The organism is Streptomyces sp. NPDC054961 (assembly GCF_053609145.1).
Genome location: NZ_JBSGWY010000050.1, coordinates 1 through 14531, shown reverse-complemented (window position 1 = coordinate 14531; position 14531 = coordinate 1). Strand labels below are relative to the sequence as shown.

General features: G+C 72.8%; 9 protein-coding genes. 2 read left to right on the top strand and 7 right to left on the bottom strand.

Features of this window, described 5'->3' with window-relative positions; genetic code table 11:
* Positions 1–21 precede the first annotated feature (21 nt).
* A complete protein-coding gene (locus tag ACWF9Z_RS31690) occupies positions 22–1611 on the bottom strand; it encodes an aldehyde dehydrogenase family protein (RefSeq protein WP_453607919.1) in 1590 nt (529 codons plus the stop codon).
* 99 nt (positions 1612–1710) lie between these two features.
* On the opposite strand from ACWF9Z_RS31690, the gene ACWF9Z_RS31685 reads away from it, so the two are divergent.
* The gene (locus ACWF9Z_RS31685) at positions 1711–2265 is read left to right on the top strand and encodes an EF-hand domain-containing protein (protein ID WP_453607916.1); all 555 of its coding nucleotides are present in this window, start codon (positions 1711–1713) and stop codon (positions 2263–2265) included.
* Between the two features lie 71 nt (positions 2266–2336).
* Here ACWF9Z_RS31685 and ACWF9Z_RS31680 read toward each other — a convergent pair whose 3' ends face one another.
* From ACWF9Z_RS31680 to speB, 6 genes are all read right to left on the bottom strand, one after another.
* Positions 2337–6146, bottom strand: a complete 3810-nt coding sequence (locus ACWF9Z_RS31680; protein ID WP_453607914.1) for an ABC transporter ATP-binding protein — start codon at positions 6144–6146, stop codon at positions 2337–2339.
* Positions 6147–6696: 550 nt separating this feature from the next.
* Positions 6697–7383 carry a hypothetical protein gene (locus ACWF9Z_RS31675; RefSeq protein ID WP_453607912.1) on the bottom strand — a complete coding sequence of 229 codons (687 nt, stop codon included), beginning with the start codon at positions 7381–7383 and terminating at the stop codon, positions 6697–6699.
* Positions 7364–9514, bottom strand: a complete 2151-nt coding sequence (locus ACWF9Z_RS31670; protein WP_453607909.1) for a hypothetical protein — start codon at positions 9512–9514, stop codon at positions 7364–7366. The genes ACWF9Z_RS31675 and ACWF9Z_RS31670 overlap by 20 nt, the downstream gene beginning before the upstream one ends.
* 8 nt (positions 9515–9522) lie before the next feature.
* Positions 9523–9966 (bottom strand): hypothetical protein, encoded by a 444-nt coding sequence (locus ACWF9Z_RS31665; RefSeq protein WP_453607907.1) that lies wholly within the window; start codon positions 9964–9966, stop codon positions 9523–9525.
* Between the two features lie 62 nt (positions 9967–10028).
* Positions 10029–11696, bottom strand: a complete 1668-nt coding sequence (locus ACWF9Z_RS31660; RefSeq protein ID WP_453607905.1) for a thiamine pyrophosphate-binding protein — start codon at positions 11694–11696, stop codon at positions 10029–10031.
* A gap of 47 nt (positions 11697–11743) precedes the next feature.
* On the bottom strand, positions 11744–12712 hold the full coding sequence (speB, locus tag ACWF9Z_RS31655; RefSeq protein ID WP_453607903.1) for an agmatinase: 969 nt from the start codon (positions 12710–12712) through the stop codon (positions 11744–11746).
* Positions 12713–12844: 132 nt separating this feature from the next.
* Here speB and ACWF9Z_RS31650 point away from each other — a divergent pair, with 132 nt between their 5' ends.
* Positions 12845–14431, top strand: a complete 1587-nt coding sequence (locus tag ACWF9Z_RS31650; protein ID WP_453607902.1) for a PucR family transcriptional regulator — start codon at positions 12845–12847, stop codon at positions 14429–14431.
* Positions 14432–14531 lie beyond the last annotated feature (100 nt).

Below are 14531 nucleotides of genomic sequence, written 5' to 3'. Positions count from 1 at the left end.
CCGCCGGGCTCACCGCCGGGCTCATCTCGCGCCCGCCGCGTGGTCGAAGACCGACTCCCGGGGCCGGACCAGGGTGGCGACGGCGATCGACTGGAGGTGGGTGGTCCGCACGGCCGGCTGGTTCGCCTCGCCGAAGACCCCGCCCGTGGCGCCCGTGCCGCCGTTGTACGGGAGCACCGGCAGGCAGCCGATGTGGGAGTCGTTGACCTTCAGCATGCCGCCGTTGACCACGTCGTCGCAGAACCGCTCGACGACCCGCTCGTCGCGCGTCCACAGGGAGTTGCGCAGGCCGTAGCGGTTGGCGTTGAGGAAGGCGATGGACTCGTCGAGACCGGCCGGAGCCTCGGGCACGACCACGCAGAGCAGCGGGAAGAAGGTCTCCTCGCGGAAGGCGCGCAGCCGGCCCGCCGTGGCCAGACCGTCCACCCGGACCACCGCCGGGCGGATGAACGGACCGGCCGTCGCCGGTACGTCGTCCACGTCCACGAACTCGCCGCCGCACAGCAGTTCCCCGCCGGCCGCCAGCACCTCGTCGAGGAACGCGGTGAACTCCGCCCGCTTGACCACCGGGCTCAGCACCGTCCGGGGATCCTCCGGCGGACCGGGGCGGATCTCCCGCACCCGCTCCACCAGCTCCTTCAGCAGCCGGTCCGCGGCCTGCGGGTGGACGATGGCGAACTTCGGGGTCATGCAGATCTGCCCGGAGCCGTAGTACCGCTCGCACAGGGCCCGGGCGGCGAGATCGGTCTCGGCGTCGTGCCACACCAGCACGCCGTCGTTGCCGGACAGTTCGAGTACGGGCTTCTTCCCCGCGGCCACGCACTCCCGCTCCAGCTTGAGGCCCTGCTCGGAGCCCCCGAAGAAGACGAGGTCGTCGCAGTCGGGGCTGTCCATCCACTGGCGCAGTACGGCGCGGGCGTGCGTCGAGAGCACGCTCAGGGTGCCGGGCGGGGCGCCGAGGCGCTCCAGGACCGGGGCCACGATCTCCCGGTAGACGAAGCCGACGCCCAGCGGGGCGGTCGGCGGCGCGTTGACGACCAGGCTGTTGCCCGCGGCCAGGGCCAGCGCCCCGTAGAAGGAGTTGGAGGTGGGGGCGTTGCGCGGCGGGCTCAGGCACACCACCCCGTCGGGCTTGCGCACCATGCGGACCCGGCGGCCCACCGAGGTCCGCTCGGGCTCCCGCAGCCGCGCCGCGAAGTCGGCGACGGAGTCGGGGTGGAACGCGCAGGCCACCGAGTCCAGCTCCCAGCCGGCCAGCCGCACGGGGTGGCCCTCGGCGACCAGGAGCGCGGTCAGCTCGTCGCGCCGCTCGACGACGGCGCGGTGGACCGCGTGCAGCAGCTCCAGCCGGTCGGCCAACGGGACCCTCGCCCAGGCGGGCTGGGCGGCGCGGGCGGCGGCCAGGGCGCGCAGGCCCTGCTCGGGGCTGGACAGGGCGACGCGGCCGGCGAACAGACGGTCGTCGTGCGGGAGGTCCTCGCCGCGCTCCAGCCGGGCCTTGAGACCGAGCACCTCGAACGGCTCGCGCAGCAGTTGACCCACCCGCGGCCAGTAGACCCAACGGGTGCCGGGCTCGGCCTCGCCGGCCACCCATACCTCGTAAGAGTGCATCCACAACTTCCTAGCGGGACAACGGGAATTCACGATCAAGAACGACACTACGGTAGGTGATCTCCCGACCGCTCACCGTAGTCACGAAAGGCAACGGAAATGACGAACGACCTGCTCGACCGCAAGCTGGAGCGCGCCTTCGCCCACCTGGACGCCGACCGGAGCGGCGTGATCGACGCGCACGACATCATCGCGCTGGGGTCCCGCCTGCTCTCGGCCCTCGCGGAGCCGGCCACCTCGCCGAAGGCGACGCTGGTGATGGGCGGGCTGACCGACTTCTGGCAGGACCTGTTCACCGAGCTGGACGTGGACCGGGACGGCAAGGTCACGCCGGAGGAGTACAAGACGGGCATGACCCGGCTGTACGCGCAGGGCGGGCCCGCCTACGACCGTTCGTTCCGGCCGATGGTGCGGGCGATCCTCACGATCGTCGACACCGACGGCGACGGGCGCATCAGCCCGGAGGAGTTCCACAAGGCGCAGGGGGCCTTCGACACCGGGCTGACCACCGCGGACACCGAGGCCCTGTTCCGGCGGATCGACGCGGACGGGGACGGCACCCTGACGGTGGACGAACTCCTCGACGCGGTGCGCGCGTACTACACCGGCACCGACGAGGACGCTCCGGGGAACCTGCTGTTCGGCGAGCTCTGAGCCCGGGCCGCGGACCCGGTGCCGGGCCGGAGGGCCGGGCCCGAGGGCCCGGCCCGACGCAGGACCGGCCCTCAGGCCGCCGCGTGCTCGTCCTCTCCCACGAAGGCCCGCCACAGGTCCGCGTACCGGCCGCCGCGGGCCAGCAGTTCGGCGTGGGTGCCGTCCTCCGCCACCCGGCCCCGGTCCATGACCACGACCCGGTCGGCGCGCGCGGCGGTGGTCAGCCGGTGCGCCACCACCAGGGTGGTGCGCCTGCCCGCGAGCCGGTCGGTGGCCTGGTTGACCAGGGCCTCGGTCGCGAGGTCGAGGGCGGCGGTGGCCTCGTCGAGCAGCAGCACGTCGGGGTCGACGAGCTCGGCGCGGGCCAGCGCGATCAGCTGGCGCTGGCCGGCGGAGAGGTTGCGGCCGCGTTCGGTGACCGCGTGCAGGTAGCCGCCGTCGAGGGTGGCGATCATGCCGTGGGCGCCGACCGCGTGCGCGGCGGCCTCCACCTCGGCGTCGCTCGCCTCGGGCCGGCCGTAGGCGATGGCGTCGCGGACCGTCCCCGGGAAGAGGTACGGCTCCTGCGGGACGACCCCCAGCCGGTGGCGGTACCCGGTCAGGTCCAGCTCGCGCAGGTCCACCCCGTCGGCGGTGACCCGGCCGGAGGTCGGATCGTAGAACCGGGCCACCATCTTGACCAGGGTGGACTTGCCGGCCCCGGTCTCGCCGACGAAGGCGACGGTCTGTCCGGCGGGTATCCGCAGGCTGATTCCGGCCAGCGCCTCCTCCTTCTCCCCGCGCTCCTCGGCCGTGCCGTACGCGAAGTGGACCCCTTCGAAGGCGATCTCGCCGCGCAGCTCCGGGACCGGGCGGGGCCCGGCCGGGCGGGGGGTGCTGGTCCGCTCGCGCAGCAGGTCCTGGATCCGGCCGAGGGAGACGGTGGCCTGCTGGTAGCCGTCGAACACCTGGGAGAGCTGCTGGACGGGCGCGAAGAACAGGTCGATGTAGAGCAGGTACGCGACCAGCGCGCCGGTGGTGAGCGTCTGGGCCTCCACCCGGCCCGCGCCGACGATCAGCACGGCGGCCGCGGCCCCGGAGGACAGCAGCTGGACGAAGGGGAAGTAGACGGATATCAGCCACTGGCCGCGGACCCGCGCCTGGCGGTAGGAGTCGCTACGCTCGGCGAAGCGGACGGCGCCCGAGCGCTGGCGGCGGAAGGCCTGGACGATGCGCAGCCCGGCCACGGACTCCTGGAGGTCGGCGTTGACCACGCCGACCCGGTCGCGGGCGAGCTCGTACGCGGCGACCGACTTGCGGCGGAAGACGATCGTGCCGAGGACCAGCAGGGGGAGCGTGGCGAAGACGATCAGGGCCAGCTCGACGTCGAGGACGAGCAGGGCGATCAGGATGCCGAAGAAGGTGAAGACGGAGACGACGGCGGTGACGAGCCCGGTCTGCAGGAAGCTGGAGAGGGCGTCCACGTCGGTCGTCATCCGGGTCATGATCTTGCCGGTCAGCTCGCGCTCGTAGTAGTCGAGGCCGAGGCGCTGGAGCTGGGCGAAGATCTTGACGCGCAGGGAGTAGAGGACGCGCTCGCCGGTGCGGCCCGTCATCCGGGTCTCGGCGAACTGCGCGGCCCACTGGGCGACGACCACGGCCAGCGCGAGGGCCGCCGCCACCCAGACGGCGGCGAGGGCCGCCTGTTCGACGCCCTGGTCGATCCCGTGCCGGATCAGGATGGGCAGGAGCAGCCCGGATCCGGCGTCCACGGCCACGAGGGCCAGGGAGATCGCGAGCGGTGCCCAGAAGCCGCGGAGCAGGCGGCCCAGGTTGTAGCTGTCCTCGGCCGACGCGGCCCGGGACTCGTCCACCTCGGGGGTGTCGTCGGCCGGCGGCAGCGCGGCCACCTGCGCGAGCAGTTCCGGGGTGGCGGACATGCCGGGCGGGGCGGTGGTCTTCTCGTCCGCCTCCTCCTGCCGCTGCCACAGCTCGGGCGTGATCCCGCCGGCCACGCGGCGCTTGGCGTTGACGGGTTCGGAGTCGATCTCGGCTTCGAGCTCGATGTCCCGCTCGATGTCCCGGTCGCGCTCGCGCTCGAGATCGCGCTCGAACGCGGCCATGGCCGGCGCGTCCGGGGTCTGCGGGGACGCGGAGCCGAGGGCGTCCGGGTCGGTCAGCAGCCGCCGGTACAGGGCGGACCGGAGCTCCAGCTCCTCGTGCGTGCCGATGTCGGCGAGCCGCCCGTGCTCCAGTACGGCGATCCGGTCGGCGAGCGCGAGCGTGGAGCGGCGGTGGGCGATGAGCAGGGTGGTGCGGCCGGCCATGACGGCCCGCAGCGCCTCGTGGATCTCGTGCTCCACGCGGGCGTCGACGGCGGAGGTGGCGTCGTCCAGGAGGAGCAGGCGGGGGTCGGTGAGGATGGCGCGGGCGAGCGCGATGCGCTGGCGCTGGCCGCCGGAGAGGGTCAGGCCCTGCTCGCCGACCTTGGTGTCGAACCCGGCGGGGAGGGCCTTGACGAAGCCTTCGGCCTGGGCGGCGCGGGCGGCGGCCAGGACCTGTTCGTCGGTGGCGTCCGGATACCCGTAGGCGATGTTGGAGCGGATGGTGTCGGAGAAGAGGAAGGAGTCCTCGGGGACCAGCCCGATCGCGCCGCGCAGCGAGTCATAGGTCAGCCCGCGCACGTCGTGGCCGCCGACACGGACGGCGCCGTGGTCGGCGTCGTAGAAGCGGGGCAGGAGGAGGGCGACGGTGGACTTGCCGCTGCCGGAGGAGCCGACGAGGGCGACGGTCTCGCCTTCCCGGACCTCGAGCGAGAAACCGTCGAGGACGGGGCGCTCGGGGTCGTACCCGAAGCGGACGTCCTCGAACGCCACGGTGGCGGGCGCGTCGTCGGGGAGCCGCTCCGTGCCCTCCCGGATCACCGGCTCGGTGTCGATGAGCTCGAAGACCCGCTCGACACCGGCGCGGGCCTGCTGGCCGACGGTGAGGACCATGGCGAGCATGCGGACGGGGCCGACGAGCTGGGCCAGGTAGGTGGAGAACGCGACGAAGGTACCGAGGGTGACCTGGCCCTTGGTGGCCATCCACCCGCCGAGGGCCAGCATGGCGACCTGCCCGAGGGCGGGTACGGCCTGCAGGGCGGGGGTGTAGCGCGAGTTCAGCCGGATGCTGCGCATCCGCCCGGCGAAGAGCCGGCGGCCGGCCTCGCGGAGCTTGCCGGTCTCCTGGTCCTCCTGCCCGAAGCCCTTGACGACGCGGACGCCGGTGACGGCCCCGTCGACGACGGTGGCGACGGCCGCGGCCTGGCTCTGGGCGTACCAGGTGGCGGGGAAGAGCTTCTTGCGGCTGCGTTTGGCGATGGACCAGAGGGCGGGGGCCATGAGCAGCGCGACGACGGTCAGCAGCGGCGAGAGCCACAGCATGATCCCGAGGGATATCCCGAAGAGCAGGAAGTTCCCGATGGTCATCGGGAGCATGAAGAGCAGGCCCTGGATCAGCTGGAGGTCGCTGGTGGCACGGCCGACGACCTGGCCGGTGGACAGCTCGTCCTGGCGGCGGCCGTCGAGGCGGGCTATGGAGTCGTACATGTCGGTGCGCAGGTCGTGCTGCACGTCGAGGGCGAGACGGCCGCCGTAGTACCTGCGGACGTAGGTCATCACGTAGACGAGGACCGCGGCGCCGATGAGCAGGCCGGCCCAGGGGCCCATGGGCTTGCTCTTGTCCCCGATGACGTCGTCGAGGATCACCCTGGTGACGAGGGGGACGAGCGCCATGACGGCCATGCCGCCGAGCGAGGAACCGAGCGCGAGCAGCACGTTCGCCTTGTACCGCCAGGTGTAGGCGGCCAGCCGCCTGCCCCAGCCCTGTTTCTCGCCTGTTCCCGTCTCTGCCGCCACCACGTGGTGCCTCCCCGTTCGTCATGCCCTGCCGGAAGCGCCAACGCTCCGACCGGCGGATTTCATCCCACCGCAACAATCGAACGGGTTTACCCGGAACCGGGCGAGGCGGCCTGGACCATCCGTGGAGGACCACCGCCGGCCTGCGACGCAGGCGCCGCACGGCCCCGGGGCGGGGCGGTGCGGCGGGGCGGCCCCGGAGGCCGACCCGGTCCGCAGCATCGTCGTCCTGCGCCTTTTCGAGGCGGTCGGCCATCGAGCGGGCCGAGAAGAGGAGCTCCAGCTCCGTGATCGCGCAGAGGCCGATCACGCCCATGGCCAGGTGCTCCAGCCATTCCTTGCGCACGTCCTCATGCGTCAGGATCCGCACGACCGCAGACGTGTCGGCGAGGTGGGTCACAGGACTCATCGGCGGTAGTCGGCCTCGTCCAGGAGGTCGTCGAAGTCTCCGCGCCCGCCCATCTCCAGGCCGGTCCAACGCCCGCAACCGGCTGTGACGCCGCACGTAGTCCTGCAGGACGGCGTTGACCGTGTCCTTCCATGCCTCCGACCGTCAGGGGGTCGGGAGAGCCTTCACCACGGGGGGCTTCTCCAGCGGCTTGTTCTCACAGCCCAGGGCATCGGTGACGCGGCGGGCCATGAGGTAGGTGAGGGCGGTCTGCCGGTCACGGGCCGCTTGATCGACGGCCGCCGCGGTCGAGCTGACGCTGTGCTCGGCCTTCGCGTGGAACCAAACCGACTTCGAAGGCACGCCGAGTGCTCCGGGCATGTCGCAACCGACGTACAGGCTCGTCTTGGTGTCGTTGGCCTGGCCAAAGGCGCCGCCGTCCATCTCGAACGGGACGCTGTCGGGCAGGGGAAACTGCATCTCCTTCGAGGCGCGGGAGACCCACCCGAACCGGAAGGTCACAGCGGCGCCCTTCTCGCCGGCCGCCCACAGGGCGCACCTGGTCGTCGGAGGGATCTGGTTCTCCGGTCTCGTCTGCGGCAGCGCGCTTCGCAGCGTCGCCACCACCTCGCTCGTGCTGTTGTGGACGAGGGCCTCGAAGTCGTCCGCGGCGATGACGTCCCTCAGGAGGACACCCTCCTGTGAGGAGGGGCTGACCCCACACGGCGGCTTCTCGTTCCTGGCCTCGCCCTCGGGCTTGTCCGAGGTGCAGGACACAAGCGTCAGTCCGCAGACGAGCACGGCCGTCGCGCGGCCGAGAGCCTTGACCACATCACGGCCGGAGGTGCGCACGAGCAGCTTCCCGTCCCGAGGTGTAGCCCTCGCCCGCCTCGTTCTTGGCGTGATCGAACGCAGGATCGCCGCTGATCTTCCGATCACGTCCCCACGCATCCAACATGTTGTTGGTCGCATCGACGCCCGCTCCGTAGTTGTTGCTGGAATCCTGCTTGCTCGCCGCCTCGGCGTCGTCGGTCATGCCCTTGACCCACTCGTACTTGAGCGAGTCGATCAGAGAGCCACCGACCGTGCCCACGACCGGGATCTCGCCGATGAGCCCGTTCACGGCGGCAGCCGTGTGTTCGGACGTGCCTTCCGCCCACTCGACCGCGTCGTCTTCCTTGTCCTTGTAGACGTCGGCGCCGATGCCGTTGAGAGCTCCGGCCGCCGTACCGACGTCGTGCGCGCGGTTGTCCCACTGGGCGCTGGACTCGTGCGGCGAGCCGGCCTTGAACGTGTCGGTGGTCGCGAGCTGATCCGCCGAGTAGACCCGTTCGGCCTCGACCATGAGGGCGAACGCCGGGCCGTCGTCCGCGATGCCGCGCATCACGCGGATCAGGCTGCCCTGGCCCACCGCGATCTGGGACTTGTCACCCGAACCGTGGATCGAGTCGTTGCCGCCGATGCCGCCCAGGTCGGAGTTCTGGCCGCCGAGGATCTCGTGGGTGTCGGCCACGTAGTCCACCAGGGCCTTCGCCATCGGCTGGCGCAGGCCCTCGAGGTCGTCCTTGAACTCGTCGCCGTTCATGTCGCCGTCGAGCAGCTGGATCGCCTCGTGCATCACCCGCGCCTGGCCTTCCGTGTGCGTGCCGGGCGGGCCCAGCTTCTCGCCGTCCACGTGGCCGGTGGCCGCCGCCTGGAGGGCGGCGCCCAGGCCGGCCGTCTTGTCGCCGTGCATCTCGATCGGCTGGCCGACGCCGGTCGAGATCCAGGGGTCGGGCATCTCCCGGTCGTCGAGCATGTACTTCAGGTGCTGGTTCTTGTTGCCGGGCGCCTCGGGGTCCAGGAAGTACGTCGCCGCGTCCGGGTCCTTGGCCATGATGCCCAGCAGCCCGTCGAGCGGGTCGGAGACCAGGTTCGGGCGCTGGGAGTCGTAGGCGTGGTCGTACATGTGCGGCTTCGACTTCTCGGCTTCGATCATGCCGTCACCGAGGTCGTTGAGGAACTGCTTGCCGTAGCCGTCGCCCTGGCCCATGAGGGTCACCAGGGTCTGGTAGCCGTACGTGGGCCGCAGGCCCTTGGCGACCAGCTCGGGACCCTGCTCCTTGAGCCCGTTCACGAAGGGCTTGTAGGCGTAGCTGTCCGGATCCTTGGTGCCCGACGCGATCGTGCCCGCGAGGTTGGAGTTGATCGACTCGTAGAGCTTCTTGTCGGCCGCCGACGCGCCGCGCTCGTTGGACGCCAGGTTCATCTGGTCCGCGAGGAGCAGGGTGTCCTTGGCCCCCAGCGAGTTCAGGTACGCCTCGCTGAAGTGCTTGTCCTTGGAGTTCTGCCGCAGCAGCTCGTCGTAGTGCGCCAGCTCCTCCGGGGAGGCCTTGCCGTCACGGATCTTCTGGGTGAGGGCGAGCGCCTCCACCGCCTCGACGTCGTTGACGGGCCGGGAGTTGAAGCCGAACATCGAGGTCCCGTCGGCGCCCGACGCGTTCATCAGGGCGATCTTGACGTCCTCGTCGAACTCCGTGACCGCCTTGACCGCGTCCGCGATCCGGCTCGTCCAGGACCGCTCGACCTCCGGGAGGTCGGGGTCGTGCCGCACCGCGTTGGCGGTGGCGGCGTCGGCCTTGGAGTAGTCGTAGCTCGCGACGCCGCTGTCCGAGACCTTCATGCCGGCGGCCCGGGCGTCCGATACGGCCGAAACCACCCGTCCCTTGAGGTCCGTGAATCGGGCGTGCGCGTCACGGAGCAGGGACTCCATGGCCAGGGCCTCCGTCTGCGCGGACGCGAACTCGCGCCGTGTCATGGCGGAGTTGGAGGCGGCGGTCTGCTGGCTGGTGCCCAGCCAGACGTCGCCCGCGGAGACGCTCTGGACCTCGTCCCTGTAGACCCCCTCCAGGGTCTTGAACTGCGTCGCCATGGCCTTCCAGCCATCGGCGGCCGTGGTGAGCGCGGAGAGGTCCGTCTGCAGGATCTCGGAGTAGTCCGGCACGTCTCCCCCTACAGTCCCGCGACCTTGGACTGCACCGGCAGGAAGCCCTGGCCGGTCAGCTGGTCGTTCCCGGTGAACAGGTTCGAGGCGCCGCGCAGCGAGGTCTTCTCCGAGTTCAGGCGTCCCATCAGGCGCTTCACCTGGTCGTCCCATTGCGCGTGGGCCTTGGTCAGGCCGGTCGCCGTCTCCCAGCCGGTGAAGGCCTTGACGGCGCCGCGGGTCGGCTCGTCGGCCGCGTCCGCGGCCTTGGTCGTGCCGGGCTGCAGGACGTTCTCGATGGTGTTGGCGGCCTTCGTCTTCTCGGGCGGAGCGGTGGCCAGAAGGCCGTACCCGCCGCCGGGTGCGGCGGGGCCGCCGCCCTCGGCGGGAACATGGTTCAGGCGCATCTGGGGCGACGGGTCACCGGCCCCCGTCTCCTGCTTGTGCCGGCTCCACTCGTCCTCGAACGACACCGTTCCCCCTCACACGTCGTCCCCGCTGATCACCACCACCCTAGCCAGCCGCCGGACGCCGTTCAGACGTGCGTCGGGGCGAACATCTTCAGCGTGGCCGGAAGTACCACCACCGACGGGCCCGGGGCCTTGAGGGCCTCGGCGAGGTCCTCGCGGAGGGATTCCGGGGTGGTGGCGGTCGCCGGGACGCCGAAGGCGGCGGCCAGGGACACGAAGTCGGGGCCGGGCAGGGACGTGCCGGTCTCGCTGCCGTACGCGCGCAGGATGCCGTAGCCGCCGTCGTCGACGATCAGCCAGGTGACGTCCAGGTCGTGCTGGCGGGCGGTGGCCAGCTCCGCGATCGAGTACATCGCGCCGCCGTCGCCCGAGACGGCCAGCACCGGCGTGCCCGGTTCGGCGAGGCAGGCCCCGAGGGCCGCGGGGAAGGCGTAGCCGAGGCCGCCGGCGCCCTGCGCCGAGTGCATGGTGTTGGGGTGCTCGGCGTCGAAGGCGGACCAGGCCCAGTAGGACAGGATCGTCATGTCCCAGAAGGACGGGGAGCGCGCGGGCAGGGCCGACCTGATCGAGGTCAGGAGCTGCTGCTCCAGCGCCAAGTCCTGGGACGACAGGCGCGTCGCGATGTCCGCGAGGAGCAGCCGGACCCGCTCGGGCGCCGACGGGTCCTCGCGCTCGGCGACCGTCTCCAGCAGGGCCTGGAGGGCGAGGCGGGCGTCCGCGTGGATGCCGAGGCCCGGGTGGTTGGACTCCAGCTTGCCGAGGTCCGCCTCGATCTGGACGACCCGGCCCCCGGGGAAGAACGTGTGGTAGTTCGAGGAGAGTTCCCCCAGGCCCGAGCCGACGACCAGCAGGACGTCCGCGTCCTCCAGGAAGTCCGTCATGTGGCGGTCCTCCAGCCAGGACTGGAGCGAGAGCGGGTGGGTCCAGGGGAAGGCGCCCTTGCCGCCGAAGGTGGTGACCACGGGGGCGTTCAGGCGTTCCGCCAGCTGCTTCAGCTTGCCCGCCGCGTCCGAGCGGACGACCCCGCCGCCCGCGATGATCACCGGGCGCTCGGCGTTCTCCAGCCAGTGCGCGGCCAGCGCCGTCAGCTCCGGGCGCGGGGCCAGCTCGTGCGGGGTCGCGTCCACGCCCGTGACCTGCGGTACGACGGTCTCCGCGCGCAGGACGTCCTCCGGGATCTCGACCCACACCGGCCCGTGCGGGGCCGTCAGCGCCGATTCCCAGGCCCCGGCGATCACGGAGGGGATCTGGGACGGGCTGCGCGCGACGTGCACCGACTTGACGACGTCACGGAAGGAGGCCGCCTGGTCCCGCAGTTCGTGCAGGTGGCCGCGCCGGCCGCCGCCCAGCCCCGGCGTCGGGACCTGCGAGGAGATCGCCAGGACGGGGGCGGAGGCCGCGGCGGCCTCGGCCAGCGCCGGGAGCGCCATCAGCGCCCCCGGCCCGGTGGAGAGCAGCAGCGGCACCGCCTCGCCCGTCATCCGGCCGTAGGCGTCGGCCGCGAAGCCCGCGTTGTTCTCCGTACGCAGCCCGATCAGCCGCAGGTCGGAGCGGCCGACCGCGTCGAAGAGGCCCAGCGCGTGCTGTCCCGGCAGCCCGAAGAGGGTCGTCGCGCCGAGCGAGCGCAGCGTCTCCACGACCAGGTCCCCGCCGGTCCGCCCCGGCGGCGGCGCGAGCGCCGCCGCCTTCTGGGCCTCGGTGGGACGGAGTACCAGGTCGTGGTCGTGCGTCACGTGCGCTTACTCGCCCTTCGGGTTCGCCCTCGCCGCAGGACTGGTGCTTACTGACCCTGCCGGGCGGCAGAGATCTGGCGGCTCATGATCGTGGTGAGCTCGTACGCGGTGTGCGAGGCCGCGACCGAGGTGATCTCGGCGTGATCGTACGCCGGGGCGACCTCGACGACGTCGGCGGAAACCAGGTTGCAGGAGGACAGCCCGCGGATGATCTCCAGCAGCTCGCGGGAGGTCATGCCGCCGGCCTCCGGCGTGCCCGTGCCGGGAGCGTGCGCCGGGTCCAGCACGTCGATGTCGATGGAGATGTACAGCGGACGGTCGCCGATGCGCTGGCGCAGCTGGTCCGCTACCTCGTCGGCGCCCCGGCGGTAGACGTCGGCGGAGGTGACGATGCCGAAGCCCATCTTGGCGTCGTCGTCCAGGTCCTGCTTGCCGTACAGCGGGCCGCGCGTGCCGACGTGGGACAGGGCCTCGGTGTCGAGGATGCCCTCCTCGACGGCGCGGCGGAACGGGGTGCCGTGCGTGTACTCGGCGCCGAAGTACGTGTCCCAGGTGTCCAGGTGCGCGTCGAAGTGCAGCAGGGCCACCGGGCCGTGCTTCTTGGCGACGGAGCGGAGCAGCGGAAGCGCGATGGTGTGGTCGCCGCCCAGGGTCATCAGGCGGGAACCGGAGGAGAGCAGGTCGTCGGCGGCGGCCTCGACCTGGTCGACGGCCTCGTTGATGTTGAAGGGGTTCACGGCGATGTCGCCGGCGTCCGCCACCTGCGCGAGCGCGAAGGGGGATGCGTCCTGCGCCGGGTTGTACGGGCGCAGCAGGCGCGAGGCCTCGCGGATGGCGTTGCCGCCGAAGCGGGCGCCGGGGCGGTAGGAGACTCCGGAGTCGAAGGGCACGCCGACGACGGCGACGTCGGTCTTGCCGCCGACCTCGTCCAGGCGGGGCAGCCGGGCGAAGGTCGCGGGGCCCGCGTAGCGCGGGATGCGGGAGGAGTCGACGGGTCCGCGCGGCTGCGTGCTCATGAGGGGGTGCCCTTCTGTGGTCCTGGGTCCTGCGGTTCGGTGCGAAGCGGTGCTTCGAGCGTAAGCCGACAGCCAGGGGGCGCGAAGTGTACGTTTTATCTACTCGGACCCCTCGATGTGTACGGAGTATCCATGGAGGCCCCTCCCACCCCGCCGGTGGCACTCGGCCTGCTGCTCGCCGACCACGAGCTGGGGCTGCGGCAGCTGGCCGGGCCCGCCGTGGGCGAGGTGCACGGCGTCCACGCCTCCGAGATGGCGGACCCGTCGCCGTACCTACTGGGCGGCGAGCTGCTGCTGACCGCCGGTGCGGGCCTCGCGGGCGCGGAGCAGCAGGGCGGCCCGGCCGCTACGGCGGCTGCCGACGGCCCGGACGACGGCTCCGGCGACGGCCCGGGCAGCGGTCCGGACGGCGGCCTCGGCGACGGTCCGGGCGGCGGCCTGACCGACGCCGGGCCGTACGTGGCCCGGCTCGTCCGGGCCGGGACCGCCGCCGTCGGCTTCGGGGTGACCCCGGTGCACGCGACCGTGCCGCGCTCCCTCGTCGACGCCTGCGACCGGTACGGGCTGCCCCTGCTCGAAGTGCCGCCCGGAACCCCGTTCACGGCGGTCGGCCGGAGCGTCTGGCGGCTGATGGCGCGGGCCCGGACCGCCGAGCTGCGCCGGGTCACCGAGGCACAGCAGTCCCTGGCGGCCGCCGCCGCCCGCCCGGACCCGGTCGCGGCGGTGCTGCGCCGGCTGGCGGCGACCCTGGGCGGCTGGGCGGGGCTGCTCCCGACCGGCCCGGCACCGGACACGGGGAGCTCCACGGCCACGGCCACAACCGGCCCCGCACCCGAAACCACGGCCACGGCCACGGCAGGATCCGCGCGCGCCCCCGCCCCCGCACGGGAGGCAGGGCCGCCGCCCGCGCCCGAGGCGCTGGCCGCGCTGGCCGCGCTCGCCCGCCGCGTGGCGCCCGGCGCGGCGGCCACCGCCACCGCCGCACACGGCGGGATCCTCCTCGCCGCCCACGCCCTCGGCGACGGCCGGGCCCTCGCCCTCGCCACGCCCGCGCGGGCCCCCGGGGACCACACCGTCGCCTCGGTGGCGGCGGTCCTGCTGACGCTGCTCACCGCGGACCGCCCGGCCGGCGGTACGCAGGCGGCCGCGCTGACCCGGCTGCTGCTCGACGGGGAGCCGGGCGAGGCGGTGGGTCCGGGGCCCTGGTACGCCGTCCACGCCCGCGGCGACGGGGACCCGCCGGCCCTGGCGGCCGCGCTGGGCACCGTACTGCTGGATCCGCGCGGGCCGGTCGTACGGCTGCTCACCGACCGGGAGCCGGGCGCGCGGCCCGGCTGGCGGCTGGGGGTGAGCGCCGCGGCCGGGCCCGAGGGCCTGGCCGTCGCCGACGCGCAGGCCGCGCGGGCCCTGGAGCGCGCCGAGTCGGCCCGTACCCCGCTGGCCCGGCACACGGACCCCGGGCTCGCGGGCCTGGTCGGCGAGGCCGAGGCCCGCGCCCATGCCGAGGCCCTGCTCGGGCCCCTCTCCCCCGCCCTCCGGGACACCCTGCGCGGCTGGCTGGCCCACCACGGCAGCTGGGACCGCGCCGCCGCCACGCTCGGCGTCCACCGCAACACCGTCCGCCAGCGCGTCGCCCGGGCCGCCGAGCTGCTGGGCGCCGACCTGGACGACCCGGACGTCCGGATGGACCTGTGGTTCGCGCTGCGCCGGCTGCCGTAGGCGGTTACTAGTGCCGCGTCGGGCAAGGTTTGCCCCTTGAGGAGCGGCGTCCGGTGCGTGCTCTCGGCGTGCCGGCCGCAAGCGCTCGTACGGGACGTAC

Excerpts from the sequence above, each read along its gene's own strand:
- ACWF9Z_RS31690 (WP_453607919.1), bottom strand. The coding sequence starts at position 1,611 with ATGCACTCTTACGAGGTATGGGTGGCCGGCGAGGCCGAGCCCGGCACC.
- ACWF9Z_RS31685 (WP_453607916.1), top strand. The coding sequence starts at position 1,711 with ATGACGAACGACCTGCTCGACCGCAAGCTGGAGCGCGCCTTCGCCCAC.
- speB (WP_453607903.1), bottom strand. The coding sequence starts at position 12,712 with ATGAGCACGCAGCCGCGCGGACCCGTCGACTCCTCCCGCATCCCGCGC.
- ACWF9Z_RS31650 (WP_453607902.1), top strand. The coding sequence starts at position 12,845 with ATGGAGGCCCCTCCCACCCCGCCGGTGGCACTCGGCCTGCTGCTCGCC.